Origin of the sequence: Thermomonas mangrovi (genome assembly GCF_028201335.1) — a bacterium.
GTDB lineage: Bacteria > Pseudomonadota > Gammaproteobacteria > Xanthomonadales > Xanthomonadaceae > Thermomonas > Thermomonas mangrovi.
Genome location: NZ_JAPEVV010000001.1, coordinates 438,870 through 457,058, shown reverse-complemented (window position 1 = coordinate 457,058; position 18,189 = coordinate 438,870). Strand labels below are relative to the sequence as shown.

Genomic DNA, 18,189 nt, shown 5'->3' with positions numbered 1-18,189 from the left:
TCAGTGGTCCTCCATCAAGGCGACGAACTTGTCGAACAGGGGCGCCACGTCGTGCGGGCCGGGCGAGGCTTCCGGATGCCCCTGGAAGCTGAAGGCCGGTGCGTCGGTCAGTTCGATGCCCTGGTTGGTGCCATCGAACAGCGAGCGATGGGTCACGCGCACGTTCGCGGGCAGCGTGGCTTCGTCGATGCAGAAGCCATGGTTCTGCGAGGTGATCATCACCCGCCCCGAATCGAGGTCCTGCACCGGGTGGTTGGCGCCGTGGTGGCCGTGCGGCATCTTCAGCGTGCGCGCACCGACCGCGAGGCCCAGCAACTGGTGCCCGAGGCAGATGCCGTAGGTCGGGATCTTCGCCGCCACGAATTCGCGGATCGCGGCGATGGCGTAGTCGCAGGGCGCCGGGTCGCCCGGGCCATTGGACAGGAAGATGCCGTCGGGTTGCATCGCCAACACTTCGGCGGCAGGGGTCTGCGCCGGCACCACGTGCACGTCGCAGCCGCGCTCGGCCAGCATCCGCAGGATGTTGCGCTTGGCGCCGAAGTCGTAGGCGACGACCTTGAACCTGGGCGCTGCGCGGACGAATGCGTTGCGGTCGAGGTCGAGCTGGCCTTCCTCCCAGCGGTAGGCGGATGCGGTGCTCACCACCTTGGCCAGGTCCATGCCCTTCAGGCCCGGGAACTTGCGGGCGGCCTCGATGGCATGGTCGACGTCCAGCGCCTCACCATGCGCCTTGGCGGCCAGCAAGGCGCCGTTCTGCGAGCCGCGGTCGCGCAGGATGCGGGTCAGCTTGCGGGTGTCGATGCCGGCGATGGCGACGATGCCGCGGGCGCGCAGCCAGTCCGGCAGCGCGACCTGGCTGCGCCAGTTGCTCGGCCGGCGCGGCACGTCGCGCACGATCAGGCCGGCGGCCCAGGCTTGCGCGGCTTCGTCGTCCTGGTCAGTGCACCCGGTATTGCCGATGTGCGGATAGGTCAGCGTGACCAGCTGCCGTGCGTACGAGGGATCGGTCAGGATCTCCTGGTAGCCGGTCATGGCGGTGTTGAACACCACCTCGCCTACGGAGAGGCCGGTCGCGCCCACGGAAATGCCCTCGAAGACGGTGCCGTCTTCAAGGGCGAGGATGGCGGGTATGTCCAAGTGCGTCGCCCTGCAGGAAGGTCGCTGGAAAGCGGGTTGCAAGAAAGCGCCGAAGCGGCGTGAACCGATCCGGAGCTGGGGTGTGTAGGCGAGCGGGAATTGTACCGGCAAGCGCCGCCCGCGGCCAGCCTTGGCGCGCGGCCGCCGCCGCTTTGGTTCACGTATCCGGGATCAGAGCAGGTCGGCGATCCGGTAGCGTCCCGGGGGGCGTCCTGCCAGTCGCCGGGCCACGTGGAGAGCGCCGCGCGCAAAAATGTCGCGGTTGGTCGCGCGATGCACAAGTTCGAGGCGTTCCCCCGGCCCGGCGAACTGCACGAGGTGCTCGCCGACGATGTCCCCGGCCCGCAGCGAGGCGTAGCGCGGGCTGGCGCCGCCCGACTCGGCCGCGGCACCGAGGGTCAGCGCGGTGCCCGAGGGCGCGTCCAGCTTGCGTGCGTGGTGTGCCTCGACGATGTCGCAGTCCCACCCGGGCAAGGCGTGCGCCGCGCGCTCGACGAGCGCCTGCAGCACCGCCACGCCGAGGCTGAAGTTGCTCGCCCAGGCGAGCGGGATGCCTGCGGCAGCCGCGTCCATCGCCGCCTGCTGGTCAGCGGACAGGCCGGTGGTCCCGGACACCAGCGCCGCCCCGCGCGCGCGGCACAAGGCCAGCACGGCGTCGAAGCCCTCGGGCAGGCTGAAGTCGACCGCGACGTCGAACGCCGGCACGCCCGCCAATTCGGAGGCGAGGAAATGCGGCACGCCCTTGACGATCCGGCCATCGAGCGTGCGGGCCACGGCACCGACCACGACGACCCCGGGGTCGACGGCAGCAAGCCGGAGCAAGGCCTGGCCCATGCGTCCGCGGGCGCCATGGACGATCAATTTCACCGGGGAAGCGCTCATCCCGGGCAGGCTAGCGACGCATGCCTTCGTGGGCAAGCGCCGCGCCGCCCATCACCCGGCGCTTGCTGCCTTGAGGCGATCCACCACCTGGTGCATGGCGTCGTCGAACATGGTGTCGCCCTCGCGCAGCGTCACCTTGCCCAGCTTGGCCATCGCGGCCAGTTCCTCGGGCGCTGCGACCAGCACCCGGATGCCACGGCGGTTCACCAGCAGCAGGCGGCCGGAGATCGGGCTGATCCATGAGACCTTCGCCGGTTCGATGCGGTCGACGGCGGTCTGCAGCTGGATCCACCCCCCGACCTTGAGCTTGCGCATGCGCTCGAGCACGCTGGCGTCGAAATCCAGGGTGTCGGTTCCCGCCACCAGTTGCAGGGCGACCGGCTCGGGCTCGGGCGGCGCCGGGGGCTCCGGGGCGATGACCTGCTCGGGGAGCCGGGTTGCGATGTCCGCGGCGCGTTCGCCACCTGCCAGGCGGACGAGGGCGTCCTGCATCGAGGCCAACGCACCCTCCGCCGGTTCCCCGGTGCACCCGGAACTCGACAGGATCTCCAGCAATTGCTTGCGCGGGAGCGCGGGCAGCTCCGCCGCCGGGGTCCGCAATTCGGCATGGTCGAAGGCCAACAACACGTCTTCGACCGCCAGCATCGCTTCCTCGAACCGCGGCGAGCCGTGGCCGTCTCGCAGCATCACCTGGATCAAGTGGTGCGCCGCATAGCGGTTGATGAAACCATCGATCACACCGGGAAGCTGGCGCTCCCCGCGGTGCTGGGCGAGCGCTGCATTGACGGCGCTACGGGCATGGTCCAGGCGTTCGCGTCCGCGCTGCGCCTCGGCCGCGCGTTTCTCGGCCAGCTCCACGCGCTTGCGATGCTGCGCCATGTAGGCGCGCAATTCCTGCTCCAGCGCCTCGAAGATCGCGACGTCTTCGTTGAACTCGGCGACGAGGCGATCGATGGTGTGGTCGACGCGATTGAGCAATTCGCGCTCCTGCGGCGCCTCGCCACGATTGCCCTCGCAGGCCTCGGCGACCGTGTTCAGCAGGCGGCGCGCGGGATGCTCCTTGAACAGGAACATCCGCCGATCCTTCACTGCCACCTTGACGTACGGCACCAGCATCCGGCCGATCATGCGGCGGATGTCGGGATCGAACTGCGGCCCGTCCAGAAGGACGTCGAACAGCAGTGCCACCAGGTCCACCGCGTCCTCATCCAGGCCATCGAGGTGCAGGTTGTCGCTGGCGACCCCCAGCTTCTTCGCGCCCTGGGCCACCTCGCGGCGCAACTGGCTGGCGAACGAGTGTTCGCGTCGGTCCTGTTGCAGCTGCCCGGGCAGGTCGCTCTGCAGCAGGCTGAGGATGGTCATCAATTCGCCGGAGCTCAGGGTCTGCATCGGCCCCGCGCCGGGTTGCCCCGCCAGCCCGGGCCCGGCCGCGGTTCGCCAGCCTTGCAGGAGGTTGAGCATGGTTGCGAACGTGGCCTGGTCGGCGGGGCTGGGCTGGGTCATCGCGGGACTGCCCGACGCGCCGCCGGCCTGCTCCGCTTCCCTTCCTGCGCCCGTGGTGCTGCCGTCCATCCGCTGGCCGGTCCGCAGGTGCGGGAGAATCCCCGCGCCGCCCAACAACGCGTTCGCGCGGTCGTAGACCTGCCCGAGCGTCGGCCCGAGTTCGCGCTCCAGGAACTTGAACAGCACGATGCGCACGCCGGCGCCGAGTTCGAGCGCCTCCACCGACCTGCGCAGGGCGCCCGCCAGGAAGGTCGGTGCCAGCGGATCTTCGGCCGGCGGCAGGCTGTCGCGGTCCAGCAGGCAGGCCATGCGCTTGCCGAGGACTTCGAGTGCGCCCGCATGCGCGCGGGCAAGGCTTTCGGCCAGTTGCTCGATGGCCAGCTGTTCCTCGAGGCCATCCTCCGACAGCAGGCTCATGTTGGCGTGGTCGAGCGAGGCGGCCGGTGCCATCGGGTCGCGCAGGGCGCGGAATCCCGAAAGCAGCGCTTGCTCGAGGCGCCGCGAGATCTGCCCGCGCGCCTGGCGCAGGTCGCGCAGCACGTTGAGGCCCAGGGTCTCGTCCCCGGACTGGCTACGATCGAACAGGTAGTCGTCGACGCGAGCCAGCGCACGGTCCAGGCTCGGCGGGACACGTTCCAACAGCAGGCGCTGGAGGGCATCGAGGAGCGGGCCGGGATCCGGCCGCGGCTCGGCTTGCAGGGGGTCGTACGACATCGGGGGCTGCCTGTACAGGGATTTTTACCCCATGCAGCCTACCCCTCTCCACGTCACGCTTGGGTGATCTACGTCAAGAAGCGACGCTTTGCGCGACGCATTCCGCGCGATCGAGGGCGTCACGACACCATGCGGTCCCAGAATCCCTTGACCCCATCGAGGAACGTGGCCGACTTCGGCGAATGCTTGCGTGCGTCCTCGCCGACGAAGGTGGCCTCGAATTTCTCCAGCAGCTCGCGCTGCTCGGGGGTGAGGTTGACCGGCGTCTCGACCTCCACCTTGCAGTACAGGTCGCCGGGGTGCCGGCTGCGCACCGACTTCACCCCGCGATCGCGCAGGCGGAACACCTTGCCCGACTGGGTTTCCGCCGGGATGCGCAGCTCCAGCTCGCCATCCAGGCTGGGGACGCGGACCACGTCGCCGAGCGCCGCCTGCGAGATGCGGATCGGCACCTCGCAGTGCAGGTCGTCGCCGTCGCGCTGGAAGATCGCATGCGGGCGCACGCGGACCTCGACGTACAGGTCCCCGGGCGGCGTGCCGGCCGGGCCAGCCTCGCCCTCGCCGGCCAGGCGGATGCGGTCGCCGCTGTCCACGCCTGCCGGGATCTTCACCGACAGCGTCTTCTCTTCCTCGACGCGTCCGTTGCCGTCGCAGTGCGGGCACGGGTTGGGGATGGTCTTGCCGCTGCCGCCGCAATGCGGGCACGGCGCCTGCATCGCGAACGGCCCGCGCTGCATGCGCACCTGCCCGCGGCCGTGGCAGGTCGTGCAGGTCTGCACCTTGCCGTCGGCGGAACCGCTGCCGTTGCAGGGTTCGCAGCTGGCCAGGGTGGGGATCTCGATGCGCTTCTCCACCCCGGCCACCGCCTCCTCGAGGTCCAGCTCGAGGATGTAACCGACGTCCGCGCCACGGCGCGGCCCCTGCTGGCGTCCGCCGCCGCCGAAGATGTTGCCGAAGATGTCGCCGAAGATGTCGCCCATGTCGGCGCCACCGAAGCCCGGCCCGGCGTTGCCGCCGCCCATGCCGTGCTCGAACGCGGCATGGCCGTGCTGGTCGTACATGCGGCGCTTGCCGCCGTCGCTCAGCACCTCGTAGGCCTCCTTGCACTCCTTGAACGCGGCCTCGGCGCTGGCGTCGCCGGGGTTGCGGTCGGGATGGTGCTTCATCGCGCAGCGGCGATACGCCTTCTTCAGGTCTTCATCGCTGGCGTTGCGGGCCACGCCCAGGACGTCGTAGTAGTCGCGCTTGCTCATCGTCGTTGCCGGGTCCTTTCACCGAGACGGGCAGGCCACTGGCCTGCCCGTCGGAGTTGTCGCTTCAGGCGGGCGCTCAGGCCTGCTTGTTGCCGTCGTCCTTGACCTCGGTGAACTCGGCATCGACCACGTCGTCGCCACCGCCCGTTGCCGGGCCGGCCTGTTCGCCGCCCGCCTGCTGGCCCGCCGCGGCCGCAGCCGCGAACAGCGCCTGGCCGGCCTCTTCCAGCGCCTTCGACTTGGCCTCGATCTGGCCCTTGTCGTCGCCCTTCATCGCGGTCTCGAGTTCGGCGATGGCGCCTTCCGCGCGGCCGATGGCATCGCCCGGCAGCTTGTCGCCATTGTCCTTGATCGCGGTGCGGGTGGCGTGGATCAGGCCATCGGCATGGTTGCGCGCGGTCACCAGCTCGTGGAAGCGCTTGTCTTCCTCGCGGTTGGCCTCGGCGTCCTGCACCATCCGCTGGATCTCGTCGTCCGACAGGCCCGAGCCGGCCTTGATCTCGACCTTCTGCTCCTTGCCGGTCTTCTTGTCCTTGGCCGACACGTGCAGGATGCCGTTGGCGTCGATGTCGAAGCTCACCTCGACCTGCGGCATGCCGCGCGGCGCGGCGTCGATGCCGGTGAGGTCGAACTTGGCCAGCGACTTGTTGTAGCGGGCCTGCTCGCGCTCGCCCTGCAGCACATGCACGGTGACCGCGGTCTGGTTGTCCTCGGCGGTGCTGAACACCTGCGACGCCTTGGTCGGGATGGTGGTGTTCTTCTCGATGATCTTGGTCATCACCCCGCCCAGGGTCTCGATGCCCAGGCTCAGCGGGGTGACGTCGAGCAGCAGCACGTCCTTGACGTCGCCCGCGAGCACGCCGCCCTGGATCGCCGCGCCGATGGCGACGGCCTCGTCCGGGTTGACATCCTTGCGCGGCTCCTTGCCGAAGAACTCGGCCACCGCCGCCTGCACCTTGGGCATGCGGGTCTGGCCGCCGACCAGGATCACCTCGGTGATGTCGGACGCGCGCAGGCCGGCATCATTGAGGGCGATGCGGCAGGGCTCGATGGTCTTCTTGACCAGGTCGTCGACCAAGGCTTCCAGCTTGGCGCGGGTCAGCTTGATGTTGAGGTGCTTCGGGCCGGAGGCGTCGGCGGTGACGTAGGGCAGGTTGACCTCGGTCTGCTGCGCGCTGGACAGCTCGATCTTGGCGCGTTCGGCGGCGTCCTTCAGGCGCTGCAGGGCCAGCGGGTCCTTGCGCAGGTCGATGCCCTGCTCCTTCTGGAACTCCTCGACGAGGTAATCGATGACGCGCTTGTCGAAATCCTCGCCACCGAGGAAGGTGTCGCCGTTGGTGGCCAGCACTTCGAACTGCTTCTCGCCGTCGATGTTGGCGATCTCGATGATCGACACGTCGAAGGTGCCGCCGCCGAGGTCGTACACCGCGATCTTGCGATCCTTGTTGTCGCCCTTGTCCAAACCATAGGCCAGCGCGGCCGCGGTCGGCTCGTTGATGATGCGCTTGACCTCGAGGCCTGCGATGCGGCCGGCGTCCTTGGTCGCCTGGCGCTGGCTGTCGTTGAAGTAGGCCGGCACGGTGATCACCGCCTCGGTGACCGCCTCGCCCAGGTAGGCCTCGGCGGTCTTCTTCATCTTCTCCAGCACCTTCGCCGAGACTTCCTGCGGGGCCAGCTTCTTGCCGTCGGTCAGCGCGACCCAGGCATCGCCGTTGTCGTGCTGGGTGATCGCGTACGGCACCAGGCCCAGGTCCTTCTGCACCTCGGCGTCGGTGAACTTGCGGCCGATCAGGCGCTTCACCGCGTAGAAGGTGTTCTTCGGGTTGGTGACCGCCTGCCGCTTGGCCGAGGCGCCGACCAGGACTTCGCCATCCTTGGTCCACGCGACGATCGACGGCGTGGTGCGGTCGCCCTCGCTGTTCTCGATGACCTTGGCCTTGCCGCCTTCCATGATCGCGACGCAGGAATTGGTGGTGCCCAGGTCGATGCCGATGATCTTGCCCATGTCTTGGTTCCTCTGGATGCGTTGTATTCGGGGGCGCCGTGCGCCGATGCCGCCTATCTGGGGGCCGCGGCGGGCGCTTCAAGGGGCGCGCCGCGGCGGGGTTGCGGACCGCGTCAGTCCTCGCGCGCGACCACGACCATCGCCGGCCGCAGCAGCCGGCCGTTGAGCAGGTAGCCCTTCTGGAACACCTGCACCACGCTGCCCGGCGCGGCGTCGCCTGCATCGACCTGGCTGATCGCCTGGTGGTGCTCGGGGTTGAACGCGGCGCCGGTCGGGTCGACCACGCTGAGGCCGTTGTCGCCGGCCACCTTCAGCAACTGCCGGTAGGTCAGCTCCAGGCCATCGCGCAGCGCGCCGGCGTCGGCGCCCGCGGCAGCAAGGCCGGCATCGAGGCTGTCGAACACCGGCAGCAGGTCGGCGAGCAGGCGTTCATTGGCGAACTTGCGCGCGGTCTCGATCTCGCGGGCGATGCGCTTGCGCTGGTTCTCCAGGTCGGCGCGCTCGACCAGCGACTGCGCCTTGAGTTGCTCGAGTTCGGCGCGCAGCGCCTCCAGTTCGTCCGTCGCCGCGGCGTCGCTGGCTTCGGGGGCATCGTGCATCGGGTCGTGGGTCATGGCCTGCGGTCGGGACGCGGCTTCGCGCCGCACTGACCGCGGCAATGGGGCCTCAACGCTCCGGATTCAAGGCCGCGCCCAGTGCCGCCGCGGCGGCCTCGACCACCGGGATCACCCGGTCGTAGGCCATCCGGCTGGGGCCGATCACCCCCAGCACGCCCAGCGTGCGACCCTCGTGGCCGTAGGGCGCGGTCACCAGCGACATCCCTTCCAGCGGCGCCAGGCCGGTTTCCTCTCCGATGAACACCCGCATGCCCGGCGCCTTCGCGGTGCGCTCGAGCAACTGCAACAGCTCGCGCTTCTCCGCGAAGGCCTCGAACAGCGCACGCAGGCGGTCGAGGTCGGCCAGCTCCTGCAAGCCCATCAGCCGGGTCTGCCCGGCCAGCAGCATGTCGTCGCGGCTGGGGGCGAAGGCCTGCTCGGCCAGTTCCACCGAGCTCGCCAGCAACCGTTCCATCTCGCTGCGGGCATCGCGCAGGTCGCGCAGCAGGCTGGCGCGGATGGTCGCCAGCGGTTGCCCGGCGAAATGCGCGTTGAGGTAACGCGCGGCCTGCTCCAGTTCGGCGGGGTCGAAGGCCCGGCGCACCTGCACGACGCGGTTCTGCACCTCGCCGTCGGCGAACACCAGGATCGCGAGCACGCGGTGCGGATCCAGGGCGACGAATTCGATCTGCCGGAAGGCGAAGGTCTCGCGCTTGGGCACGCTGACCATGCCGACGAAATGGGTCATCGCCGACAGCAACTCCGAGGTGCTGCCGAGCAGCGCCTGGGTTCCCGCGCCGGCTGGCAGTTCGCTGCGCAGGCGGGCGACTTCCTCGTCCGGCAGCGGCCGCACCTGCAGCAGCGAATCGACGAACAGGCGGTAGCCCTGCGCGGTCGGCACCCGGCCCGCCGAGGTGTGCGGCGCCGCGAGCAGGCCGGCATCCTCCAGCGAGGCCAGGATGTTGCGGATGGTGGCCGGGCTGACGTCGAGGCCCGAATGCCGGGCCAGGGTCTGCGAGCCGACCGGTTCGCCATCGCGGATGTGGCGCGACACCAGCGTGCGCAGCAGCTGGCGCGCGCGCGGGTCGTGGGCGATGTCGGCGGGACGGGCCATGGCCCTGCGTTGTAAGCGGCGGACCCGGCGCGCGCAAGCGCTATCGGCCCGCCCCCGGGAACGGGCACAATGCGCGGCCATGCTGAGCCGCCTGTCCATCCGCGATTTCGCCGTGGTCGCGCACGCTGAACTGGCGTTCGCCGACGGGCTGACCGTCATTTCCGGCGAGACCGGCGCGGGCAAGTCGCTGCTGGTGGACGCGCTGGGGTTCCTGTGCGGCGCGCGCGCCGACGCCGGCGCGGTCCGGCATGGCGCGCAACGCGCCGAGCTCGAAGCCGAGTTCCAGCTCGCCGACTGCCCGCCCGCGGCCACCTGGCTGCGCGACAACGACCTCGACGAAGGCGAGGCCTGCCAGCTTCGCCGCACCCTGCGCGCCGATGGCGGCTCGCGGGCATGGATCAACGGCCGCGCGGCCAGCCTCTCGCAGTTGGGCGAGCTCGCGGCGCTGCTGGTCGGCATCCACGGCCAGCACGAACAACAGGCCCTGCTCTCGCGCGCCACACAGACCACCCTGCTGGACGCCTACGCGCGGCATCCCGAGCTGCTCGACGCAGTGCGCGCGGCCGCCCGCCGCTGGCAGTCGCTGGCCGCGGAGCGCGATGCCCTGCTCGCCCGTGGCGACGTCGCCGACCGGCGCGCATGGTTGCGCCACCAGCTCGACGAACTCGAAGCCGAGTCGCTGGAACCCGCAGCGCTGGCCGAACTCGATGCCGCGCATCGTCGGCAGGCGCACGCCGCGACCCTCGTGGCCGCCTGCGATCAGGCGCTGGACGGCCTGGGCGGCGACGACGCCCTGCCGCAACGTGCACGCAAGCTGCAGGCCATCCTGCAACGCGAAGCCACGCACGAACCGCGTCTGGGCGAGGTCGACGCGCTGCTCGACTCCGCCGCGATCCAGCTGGACGAGGCCCTTGCGGCGCTGGAACGCATCCGCGGCGACCTCGACCTCGACCCCGACAGCCTGGCCACGCTCGAGCGACGCCTGGGCCGGGTCCACGATCTCGCCCGCAAGCACCGCGTCGCGCCGGCTGCATTGGCGGCACATCGCGATGCGCTGGCGGCGGAGTGGGTCTCGCTGGAGGATGCGGGACAGCGCCTGCTCGACCTCGATCGCGCGATCACGATCGCCCATGCCGCGTGGCAAGAGGCCGCCGCCGTCCTCGGCGCCTCGCGCCGACGCGCGGGCGACGCGCTGGCCGGCACGGTCGCGGACCTGATCGCTGGCCTCGGCATGCAGGGCGCCCACTTCGAGGTGGCGCTCCCCGCGAACGACGTCGACGCCCCCGATCCGCTCGGCGCGGAACGCGCGGAATTCCTGGTCACGGCCAACCCCGGGCAACCGCCACGGCCGCTGCGCAAGGTCGCCTCCGGCGGCGAACTGTCGCGCATCTCGCTGGCGATCGAAGTCGCCACGCTCGGCCTGGACGCGGTGCCGACGATGGTCTTCGACGAAGTGGATGCCGGCATCGGCGGTGCGGTCGCGGCCGCGGTCGGGGCCCGGCTGCGCGCGCTGGGCGGCAATCGCCAGGTGCTGTGCGTGACCCACCAGCCGCAGGTCGCGGCCGCCGGGCATGCGCATTACCGGGTGAGCAAGGCCGCGCGGGACGGCATCACCCAGTCCGCCGTGGTGCTGCTGGATGCGCCGGCGCGGATCGAGGAAGTCGCGCGGATGCTCGGCGGCAGCCGCCTGACCGACGAGGCGCGGGCGGCCGCGCGGCAACTGTTGCTGGACGCGGCGGGAGCGCCTGCGGGCTAGCGCTGCTTGCGGACGTATAGGACCAGCGCGTGGTCCTCGATGTCGTAGCCGTGCTGGGCGGCGATCTTGCGCTGCAGGGCCTCGATTTCGTCGCTGTGGAACTCGATGACCTTGCCGGTATCGACATCGACCATGTGGTCGTGGTGCTCGCCGCGGTCGAGTTCGTAGATCGCGTGGCCGCCCTCGAAGTTGTGCTTGAGCACCAGGCCGGCCGACTCGAACTGGGTCAGCACGCGATAGATCGTGGCCAGCCCGATCTCCTCGCCGACGGCCATCAGGTGCCGGTAGATGTCCTCGGCGGTCATGTGCCGGGGCTTGCTCTGCTCCAGCAGTTCCAGGATCCGCATCCGCGGGTGGGTGACCTTGAGTCCGACCTTGCGTAGATCCTGCGATTCCATGCCTGCTCCGCGGAAGCGATGCCGCCGGCAACGCGGCGTGAACGCCTGCCGCCGGGGGTGCCCCGCGCAGCCCTTGCGGGCTGTCGCGGGCCGTGTTGAGTGTATCATCGGTGCATTCGTGACTCGCCCGTGACCTCGATGCGCAAGCTGCTCCCGCTCCTCCTCGCCGTGACGTTCGCCAGTGGTTGCGGGCTGATGTACCGCCAGCCGATCTACCAGGGCAACCTGCTCGAGAAGTCCGCGGTCGACCAGTTGCAGGCAGGCATGGACCAGCGCCAGGTGATGACCCTGCTGGGCACGCCGTCGATCCGCGATCCCTTCCACCAGGATCGCTGGGACTACGCCGCCAGCGAGCGCCTCGGCCGCACCGGCAAGCCGGAAGTGAAGACGCTGACCGTGTTCTTCCAGGAAGGCGTGGTCACCACCTGGGAAGGCGAGTACTTCCCCGAGCAGGACTCCGAACTCGCGGTGCAGGTGATCAGGCAGTTCGGCCCGAACCTGGCCAAGGACAAGAAGAAGGGCGGTCGCTAGGCCGTGCGCTTGCGGGCCTCGGCGCGTCGGCGCCGGGCCTCCTTGGGATCCAGCTGCAACGGCCGCAACAACTCCACCCGGTCGCCGTCTTGCAGGCGCGTTGAGGCGTCGGCCAGCTGGCCGAAGATCGCCAAGCCGACGAACGGGGGCTCGCATCGCCAGCCGGTGGCCCGCAACGCATCCCCGACGCAGGCACCCTCGGGCACCTCCACCTCGGTGGTCTCGCACCGCCCGGGCCACGCGCGCACCAGCTGCACCCGCATCAGCCGCCCCGGTCCGCTTCGCGCACGAAGTCATCGACCATGCGGTCGGCCAGGCCTTGCATGCCCAGCGACATCGCCGGCGCCAGCAGCTTCGACTGCGGCTCGAAATCGAGCTTCAGCGTGACCTTGCAGGCGCACTCGTCGAGCGCATGGAACTCCCAGCGCCCCTGCAGGCGCGCGAACGGCCCGTCGCGCAGGGCCATGTCGACATGGTGCGGCGGCGACAGCAGGTTCTCCGTCGTGAACCAGGTGTGGAAGCCGCCAATGCCCAATTCCAGCCGCGCCAGCACCCTGCCCGCGTCCTGCTCGAGGACCCTGGCATCGCGGCACCACTCGAACCGGCGCGGATAGGCCGCGATGTCGTTGACCAGCGCGAACATGCGCGATGCGGAATGTTCGACCAAGGCACTGCGAGTGATGACCGGCATCGCGGCTCCAGCGCGCCGACGCGGCGCAAGGCGGCGGGATCGGCGAGAATGACGGGATGAGCAACAAGAAGACCGGCAAGGATAAGCCAAACGGCGGCGGCACCATCGCCCTCAACAAGCGCGCGCGCCATGAATACCACCTGGAGCACAAGCTCGAGGCCGGCCTTGCCCTGCAGGGCTGGGAGCTGAAGGCGATCCGCGCCGGGCGCGCCAACATCGGCGATGCCTACGCGGTGGTGCTGTCGGGCGAGCTGTTCCTGGTCGGGGCGCAGATCACGCCGCTGATCCAGGCCTCCACCCACGTGGTCGCAAACGATCGCCGCACCCGCAAGCTGCTGCTGCACCGGCGCGAGATCGACGAGCTCATCGGGCGCGTGCAGCGCGACGGCTACACCCTGATCCCCATGGCCCTGTACTGGAAAGGCAACAAGGTCAAGGCGGAAATCGCGCTGGCGCGCGGCAAGCAGCAGCACGACAAGCGCGAGGCCAGCAAGGAGCGCGACTGGAACCGCGAGAAGCAGCGCCTGCTGCGACGGCACAACAAGGACGCCTGAGCGTCACGCCGTGACCGGTTTCAACCGGCGTCGGGCGCGTCCTCGAAAGCGTCGCCGAGAGTGAAGACGAACGTCGCACCCTGCCCCGGCCGCCCTTCGGCACGGATGCTGCCGCCATGCCGCTCCACGATGCGCTTCACCGATGCCAGGCCGATGCCATGCCCGGCGAAGGCCTCCTGGCTGTGCAGGCGCTGGAACGGCTGGAACAGCTTGTCGGCATAGGCCTGGTCGAAGCCGGCGCCGTTGTCGCGGACCACGTACGCCACCCGCCCGGAGGCATCGCGCGCACTGCTGAATTCCACCCGCGCGCCCGGCGTGCCGCGGGTGAACTTGAACGCATTCCCGAGCAGGTTCTCGAGCAAGGTGCGCAGCAGCGCACGGTCCCCTTCGACGCGCAGGCCGGGTGCGATCCGCACCTCGGGCGCATGCTCGGCTTGCTCGGCCAGGGCTGCCGCCACTTCGGAGGCCATCGCCGACAGGTCGACCCGCTCGCGCGTGAGCGATCCGCGGCCCACCCGCGACAGCTTCAGCAGGGCATCGATCAGGCTGGCCATGCGCCCGGTCGCATTGCGCACGCGTTGCAGGTAGTCCAGCCCATTCGCATCGAGCTGGCCGGCATGGCGCTCGCCGAGGATGCGGCTGAAACCCTCGATGGAGCGCAGCGGCGCGCGCAGGTCGTGCGAGACGCTGTAGGCGAAGGACTCGAGTTCGCGGTTGGCCTCGCGCAACTCCCGCGTACGGGCGGCCACGCGCGCCTCCAGCGTGCGGTTAAGCGAGAGCACTTCGCGCTCGGCGCGCACGCGCTCGGTGACGTCCTCGACCTGCACCAGGCGGGCGATGTCGCGTCCGGGATCGCCGGGGACCGGGGCGAAGGTGAGCTGCACCTGGCGTTGCTCGCCATCGCGGCGATGCAGGGTCCGGGTGCCGCGCACCACCCCGCCCGCCTCGCCGATGGCCTGCAATTGCTGGCTGGTGCCGATGCCGTCGGCGGCCGCATCGTCCAGCAGGTCGGCCAGCGGCAGGCCCACCAGCTCCCCCGATTGCCGCCCCACGATGCCCGCGAACGACGGATTGCTCTCGACGATCCGGCCTTCGGTATCAAGCAGGGCCTTGCCGATCGCCGAGTACTGCATCGCGCTGCGGAAGCGTTCCTCGCTGCGTCGGTACGAGGCGGTCATCGCATTGGCCAGGCGTCGCGCGCGCGATTCGGTGGACGCCAGCACCCAGGTCGTGGCGAACAGCAGCAACGCAACCGCGATGCCGGAGAGCAACAGCCAATCGAGCCGGGCCAGGTTCGGCGCGGCGGTCGCGACCGGGCCCGAGTAGAAGTCGAAGCGCCAGCGCCGCCCATGGAGGTCCATCGGCAGGCTGTAGGCGAAGGCATCGCCGCCCTCGATGCCGGCTTCCTCATAGAACACGACCTGGCGCTGCCCGGTCACATCCACGATCCGCATTTTCTCGCTGCCGCGCGCCGACGCCGTCACCGACTGGATCATCGGCACCACCCGGAACGGCAGGTAGACCCAGCCCTTCATCGCGGTGCGGCGCGCCGGCGCCGACTGCGGCTCCTGACCCTGGTAGACCGGCGTGTACATCAGCATGCCGGCGATCGGCCGCGCCCCATCCTGCACCAGCCTGACCGGTGCGGTCAGGCGACTCTGGCCGCTGTCCATCGCGGACTTCATCGCCGCCTGCCGCGTCGGCTCGGCATACATGTCGTACCCGATCGCCAGCAGGTTCTCGGGCGTGTGTGGCTCCAGGAGCACGATCGGGCCGTAGTGCGCGCGCCGTCCGCGCGGACGCACCTCGAAGCGACCGCTACCGGCGTCGCGCATCAGCAATTGCAGGGACGTCAATCGCCCGGAATCCGCGTAGGCGGCAAAGCCCAACCCGATGACGGCGGGGAATCGAAGCGGCAGGTCCATCCCGGCCGCGTAGCTGCGCCAGTGCGCGGGCGCCGGCCACTGCACGGCGGACACCAGCGATGCGCCGCCCTTCAGGGTGAGCTCGTAGTTGTCCAGGCGTTCGGCGACCAGGTTGGCGATCCGCCCCACCCGCGCGCGGAACTGGGTCTCCGCCAGTTGCAGCTCGCGCTGGCGCGCATCGCGCCAGATGCCGATGACCAGGGCCAGCGAAAACACGAGGACCAGCAGGGCGGCGGGATGGCCCAGGCGGAAGCGGCGGGATACGGCGGCTTCAGCCCCGGGATCGGTGCGTTCGGACATGAGCCAAGGATAACCATGCGCAGGCGAAGGCTGTTTCACCCTTGTGGTCGCGCCACGCGGACCTATACTGACCATGTCGGCGACATCGACATTCCCGGGGGTGCACTGGCTTCGACGGGGGTTGCGAAATCGCACGGCGCATGCCGAGGGGGCAGCTTTCCTCGTTAATCCAGCGGCAAACAATCAGACGCCAACGACGACGTCTACGCTCTGGCCGCTTAAGGCCTAGCCCCGAACCCACTTGTGCCTGTGCTCGTGGATGTAGGGTCATGATCACAGGATCGGCTGCGGCGGCGACCCGCCAACCGTGGCCTAGATCAAGCGGGTGTGTCCTGCGGTGTGCTTCGCACGCCGTGTTGCCGCAGGGCGAGACCAAACGGTGAGCTAAGCATGTAGTGCCGGGCCTGGAGTACCTTCGGACGGCGGTTCGATTCCGCCCACCTCCACCAATGCAAACGGGCCGCCCCAGGGCGGCCCGTTTTTTTGATGCGACGCGCTGCGAGGGATCAGCCCTGCAGCGGCAGCAGGCGGATCTCGACCCGGCGGTTGAGCGCACGGCCCGAGTCGGTGTCGTTGCTGGCGACCGGATAACGCTCGCCCATGCCGACGATCTCGAAGCGTTCGCGCTGCACGCCCTGGCCCATCAGGTAGCCCGCGACCGCATTGGCGCGGCGCTCGGACAGGGTCTGGTTGGCGGCATCAGAGCCGATGCTGTCGGTGTGGCCGCTGACCTCGACGATGGTCTGGTTGTACTCCTTCAGGGTCGCGGCCACGGTGTTGAGCGCCGGGTAGAACTGCGGCTTCAGGTCGTACTTGGCGAAATCGAAGGTGACGCCGTCTGGCAGGTTCAGCTTGATCACGTCGCCGTCGCGGCTGACATCGATGCCGGTGCCCGCGGTCTGGCGACGCAGCTCGGCTTCCTGGCGATCCTGGTACGCACCGATGCCGCCACCGGCCAGGGCGCCGATACCGGCACCGACCATCGCGCGCTGGCGACGCTCGACGGCATCGCCGCCGCTGAGCAGGCCGGCCACCGCGCCGATGCCGGCACCGATCAGCGCGCCGCGCTTGGTACGGTTGGGATCGTTCGGATCGTTGGTCTGCCCGGTGTAGCTGGCACAACCGGCAGTGAAGGCAGCAAGGGTGGCGCCCAGCAGGGCGAGCTTCAGCGTCTGGGAATTCATCGTCGGTCCTCGTGTGGATTCAGGCCTGCCCTGAATGACGTGGCTACGCTAGGCGTCGCCACGTGGCCGCCACGTGAACGCGTGAAGAGCCATTAAGCTGGCGTTTCGGCGTGCATCATCGCGTGCGCGGCGGCCGCGTTGAGCGGAGCATCCCAACTGCCCATGAGCGCCAGGTACAGGAGCTTCTCGAACTCCTCGCCGAACCGCCGGATCACGGCATCGGGGTCGGGTATCAATCGCGCATCCGCGATCAGCCCGAAGTGGACCTGCCCGCGGTAGCTCAGGATCGACAGGCCGATGCCGATCGAGCCGGTTTGCGGCACCCAGAACATCATGTCCCGCAGGGTGCAACCGGCGAGATACAGCGGCTGCTGGGGCCCCGGGACATTGGTGGCGACCGCGCTGGCCTTGCGGCTGAACATCTCCAAGGCAAGCTCCTGCACCGGCGGCGGGGCCACCCCAAGCGCGGCAAGAAGTCCATAAGCAACAATTGCTTGCCGAGATGTCTTCAACTGATTCATGCACTCGGCGACGCGTTCCAGCCGGCGCAACGGGTTGTCCTCCCCGACCGGGAGCTCGAGGAATACCAGTCCGAAGTGGTTGCCGAGCTTCTTGGCATGCTCCAGCGGGCGCAGGTTGACCGGGACGGTGGCGCGCAGGGTCATGCCCTCGAGGTGCTCGCCGCGTTCCAGCATGTAGCCGCGCAGGGCGCCCGCCGCGGCGGCCATCAGCACGTCGTTGACCGTGCAGTCGCAGGCGCGACCGACGGCTTTCACTTCCTCCAGCGACAGCGGCTCGGCCCAGGCCACCCGCTTGCTGACCCCCAGCCGGCCGCGCAGCAGCGATGGCGGATCGTCCGGGAGCGCCAGCGCATGCACCAGCTCGCGGGCGATCTCGCCGCCCTCCTTCGCCAGCAGGCCCGCCAGCGTGGGATCGCGGTACATCGCCATCCCCTGCTCCAGCATCTTGCCGCCCAGCTTCATGTAGCGGTCGACCGCGCCGACACGCTGGGCGACCCGGGCGCCTTCATGCTTGAGCCAGGCCCGGTCGAGGCGTGTCTCGCGGGAGGAGTCGCGGTCGGTGTCGGTCAGCGACAGCAGCACCTGGACCAGCGCGATGCCGTCGGCATAGCAGTGGTGGATGCGCGCCACCAGCGCCGAACCGCCCTGGTAGCGCTCGACCAGGTGGAACTGCCACAGCGGCTTGGTCGGGTCCAGCGGGCTGGAGGCCAGCTGGCTGGCGAAGCGCTCCAGCGCCTTCTTCTCGGCGGCGGGACCGTGCTTGCCCGGCAGGCCGGACAGGCGCACATGCCAGTCGAGGTCGAAGGTTTCGTCCTCCACCCACGAGGCGCCGGCGGCGCCCTCGACCGGCTTCTGCAGGAAACGGCGGTAGGCCAGGAATCGCTTCTGGATCACCCGCTTGAGCTGCGCCAGCGACATCGGCTCGGCGAACATCAGCACGCCGGTGATCATCATCGGGTTGGTCGGGCGCTCCATCCGCAGCCACGCGGTGTCCACGCGCGACATCGGTTCACGCTTCGGGCGTCGCCCGGCGGCGGGAGCTTCGGCGGGCTTGCGGCGCGGTTTCGGCGTGGCCATCGGTTCCTCCCCGGGGTGCGCCGAGTGAATCACGCCCACCCGAAAACG

General features: G+C 69.7%; 16 protein-coding genes and 1 other RNA gene. 4 read left to right on the top strand and 13 right to left on the bottom strand.

The genetic code is table 11. The annotated features are described in order from the left end of the window. From carA to hrcA, 7 genes are all read right to left on the bottom strand, one after another. Nucleotides 1-1,137, bottom strand: coding sequence for a glutamine-hydrolyzing carbamoyl-phosphate synthase small subunit (carA, locus tag ON759_RS02225; RefSeq protein ID WP_271678712.1), 1,137 nt, complete (start codon nt 1,135-1,137; stop codon nt 1-3). 171 nt (nt 1,138-1,308) lie between these two features. Then, a complete protein-coding gene (gene dapB, locus ON759_RS02220) occupies nt 1,309-2,019 on the bottom strand; it encodes a 4-hydroxy-tetrahydrodipicolinate reductase (RefSeq protein WP_271678711.1) in 711 nt (236 codons plus the stop codon). A gap of 51 nt (nt 2,020-2,070) precedes the next feature. Then, nucleotides 2,071-4,236: a DUF1631 family protein gene (locus tag ON759_RS02215; protein WP_271678710.1), complete on the bottom strand. Its 2,166-nt coding sequence runs from the start codon at nt 4,234-4,236 to the stop codon at nt 2,071-2,073. Nucleotides 4,237-4,355: 119 nt separating this feature from the next. Beyond that, nucleotides 4,356-5,489, bottom strand: a complete 1,134-nt coding sequence (dnaJ, locus tag ON759_RS02210; RefSeq protein WP_271678709.1) for a molecular chaperone DnaJ — start codon at nt 5,487-5,489, stop codon at nt 4,356-4,358. A gap of 76 nt (nt 5,490-5,565) precedes the next feature. Then, nucleotides 5,566-7,494, bottom strand: coding sequence for a molecular chaperone DnaK (gene dnaK / locus ON759_RS02205; RefSeq protein WP_271678708.1), 1,929 nt, complete (start codon nt 7,492-7,494; stop codon nt 5,566-5,568). Between the two features lie 113 nt (nt 7,495-7,607). Further along, nucleotides 7,608-8,108, bottom strand: coding sequence for a nucleotide exchange factor GrpE (gene grpE / locus ON759_RS02200; protein ID WP_271678707.1), 501 nt, complete (start codon nt 8,106-8,108; stop codon nt 7,608-7,610). A gap of 52 nt (nt 8,109-8,160) precedes the next feature. Next, a complete protein-coding gene (hrcA, locus tag ON759_RS02195) occupies nt 8,161-9,204 on the bottom strand; it encodes a heat-inducible transcriptional repressor HrcA (protein WP_271678706.1) in 1,044 nt (347 codons plus the stop codon). A gap of 79 nt (nt 9,205-9,283) precedes the next feature. Between hrcA and recN the strand changes: the two genes are divergently transcribed. Further along, nucleotides 9,284-10,960 carry a DNA repair protein RecN gene (recN, locus tag ON759_RS02190; protein ID WP_271678705.1) on the top strand — a complete coding sequence of 559 codons (1,677 nt, stop codon included), beginning with the start codon at nt 9,284-9,286 and terminating at the stop codon, nt 10,958-10,960. Here the strand turns inward: recN and fur are convergent. After that, nucleotides 10,957-11,358, bottom strand: a complete 402-nt coding sequence (gene fur / locus ON759_RS02185) for a ferric iron uptake transcriptional regulator (protein ID WP_271678704.1) — start codon at nt 11,356-11,358, stop codon at nt 10,957-10,959. The two genes, recN and fur, sit on opposite strands and share 4 nt — an antisense overlap. A gap of 138 nt (nt 11,359-11,496) precedes the next feature. Between fur and ON759_RS02180 the strand changes: the two genes are divergently transcribed. Beyond that, nucleotides 11,497-11,889 carry an outer membrane protein assembly factor BamE gene (locus ON759_RS02180; RefSeq protein WP_271678703.1) on the top strand — a complete coding sequence of 131 codons (393 nt, stop codon included), beginning with the start codon at nt 11,497-11,499 and terminating at the stop codon, nt 11,887-11,889. Here ON759_RS02180 and ON759_RS02175 read toward each other — a convergent pair. Together ON759_RS02175 and ON759_RS02170 are read right to left on the bottom strand one after the other, a co-directional pair. Continuing rightward, nucleotides 11,886-12,152: an RnfH family protein gene (locus ON759_RS02175; RefSeq protein ID WP_271678702.1), complete on the bottom strand. Its 267-nt coding sequence runs from the start codon at nt 12,150-12,152 to the stop codon at nt 11,886-11,888. The two genes, ON759_RS02180 and ON759_RS02175, sit on opposite strands and share 4 nt — an antisense overlap. After that, nucleotides 12,152-12,580, bottom strand: a complete 429-nt coding sequence (locus ON759_RS02170; RefSeq protein ID WP_271678701.1) for a type II toxin-antitoxin system RatA family toxin — start codon at nt 12,578-12,580, stop codon at nt 12,152-12,154. Before ON759_RS02170 ends, ON759_RS02175 begins: the two co-directional genes overlap by 1 nt. A gap of 56 nt (nt 12,581-12,636) precedes the next feature. On the opposite strand from ON759_RS02170, the gene smpB reads away from it, so the two are divergent. Beyond that, the gene (gene smpB, locus ON759_RS02165) at nt 12,637-13,134 is read left to right on the top strand and encodes an SsrA-binding protein SmpB (RefSeq protein WP_271678700.1); all 498 of its coding nucleotides are present in this window, start codon (nt 12,637-12,639) and stop codon (nt 13,132-13,134) included. Nucleotides 13,135-13,154: 20 nt separating this feature from the next. On the opposite strand, the gene ON759_RS02160 is transcribed toward smpB, so the two are convergent. Then, nucleotides 13,155-15,359 (bottom strand): CHASE domain-containing protein, encoded by a 2,205-nt coding sequence (locus tag ON759_RS02160; protein WP_271678699.1) that lies wholly within the window; start codon nt 15,357-15,359, stop codon nt 13,155-13,157. 96 nt (nt 15,360-15,455) lie between these two features. Here ON759_RS02160 and ssrA point away from each other — a divergent pair. Then, nucleotides 15,456-15,808, top strand: a transfer-messenger RNA (tmRNA) gene (gene ssrA, locus ON759_RS02155). Between the two features lie 57 nt (nt 15,809-15,865). Here the strand turns inward: ssrA and ON759_RS02150 are convergent. Both ON759_RS02150 and ON759_RS02145 read right to left on the bottom strand, forming a co-directional pair. Beyond that, nucleotides 15,866-16,543 (bottom strand): YiaD family glycine zipper/OmpA-like lipoprotein, encoded by a 678-nt coding sequence (locus tag ON759_RS02150; protein ID WP_271678698.1) that lies wholly within the window; start codon nt 16,541-16,543, stop codon nt 15,866-15,868. Between the two features lie 92 nt (nt 16,544-16,635). Beyond that, the gene (locus ON759_RS02145; protein WP_271678697.1) at nt 16,636-18,141 is read right to left on the bottom strand and encodes a WS/DGAT/MGAT family O-acyltransferase; all 1,506 of its coding nucleotides are present in this window, start codon (nt 18,139-18,141) and stop codon (nt 16,636-16,638) included. Between the last annotated feature and the right edge of the window lie 48 nt (nt 18,142-18,189).

What these genes read in the sequence shown, in the direction of transcription:
- dapB (WP_271678711.1), bottom strand. Translation starts at nt 2,019, where the DNA reads ATGAGCGCTTCCCCGGTGAAATTGATCGTCCATGGCGCCCGCGGACGC.
- ON759_RS02215 (WP_271678710.1), bottom strand. Translation starts at nt 4,236, where the DNA reads ATGTCGTACGACCCCCTGCAAGCCGAGCCGCGGCCGGATCCCGGCCCG.
- dnaJ (WP_271678709.1), bottom strand. Translation starts at nt 5,489, where the DNA reads ATGAGCAAGCGCGACTACTACGACGTCCTGGGCGTGGCCCGCAACGCC.
- dnaK (WP_271678708.1), bottom strand. Translation starts at nt 7,494, where the DNA reads ATGGGCAAGATCATCGGCATCGACCTGGGCACCACCAATTCCTGCGTC.
- grpE (WP_271678707.1), bottom strand. Translation starts at nt 8,108, where the DNA reads ATGACCCACGACCCGATGCACGATGCCCCCGAAGCCAGCGACGCCGCG.
- hrcA (WP_271678706.1), bottom strand. Translation starts at nt 9,204, where the DNA reads ATGGCCCGTCCCGCCGACATCGCCCACGACCCGCGCGCGCGCCAGCTG.
- recN (WP_271678705.1), top strand. Translation starts at nt 9,284, where the DNA reads ATGCTGAGCCGCCTGTCCATCCGCGATTTCGCCGTGGTCGCGCACGCT.
- fur (WP_271678704.1), bottom strand. Translation starts at nt 11,358, where the DNA reads ATGGAATCGCAGGATCTACGCAAGGTCGGACTCAAGGTCACCCACCCG.
- ON759_RS02180 (WP_271678703.1), top strand. Translation starts at nt 11,497, where the DNA reads ATGCGCAAGCTGCTCCCGCTCCTCCTCGCCGTGACGTTCGCCAGTGGT.
- ON759_RS02175 (WP_271678702.1), bottom strand. Translation starts at nt 12,152, where the DNA reads ATGCGGGTGCAGCTGGTGCGCGCGTGGCCCGGGCGGTGCGAGACCACC.
- ON759_RS02170 (WP_271678701.1), bottom strand. Translation starts at nt 12,580, where the DNA reads ATGCCGGTCATCACTCGCAGTGCCTTGGTCGAACATTCCGCATCGCGC.
- smpB (WP_271678700.1), top strand. Translation starts at nt 12,637, where the DNA reads ATGAGCAACAAGAAGACCGGCAAGGATAAGCCAAACGGCGGCGGCACC.
- ON759_RS02160 (WP_271678699.1), bottom strand. Translation starts at nt 15,359, where the DNA reads ATGTCCGAACGCACCGATCCCGGGGCTGAAGCCGCCGTATCCCGCCGC.
- ON759_RS02150 (WP_271678698.1), bottom strand. Translation starts at nt 16,543, where the DNA reads ATGAATTCCCAGACGCTGAAGCTCGCCCTGCTGGGCGCCACCCTTGCT.
- ON759_RS02145 (WP_271678697.1), bottom strand. Translation starts at nt 18,141, where the DNA reads ATGGCCACGCCGAAACCGCGCCGCAAGCCCGCCGAAGCTCCCGCCGCC.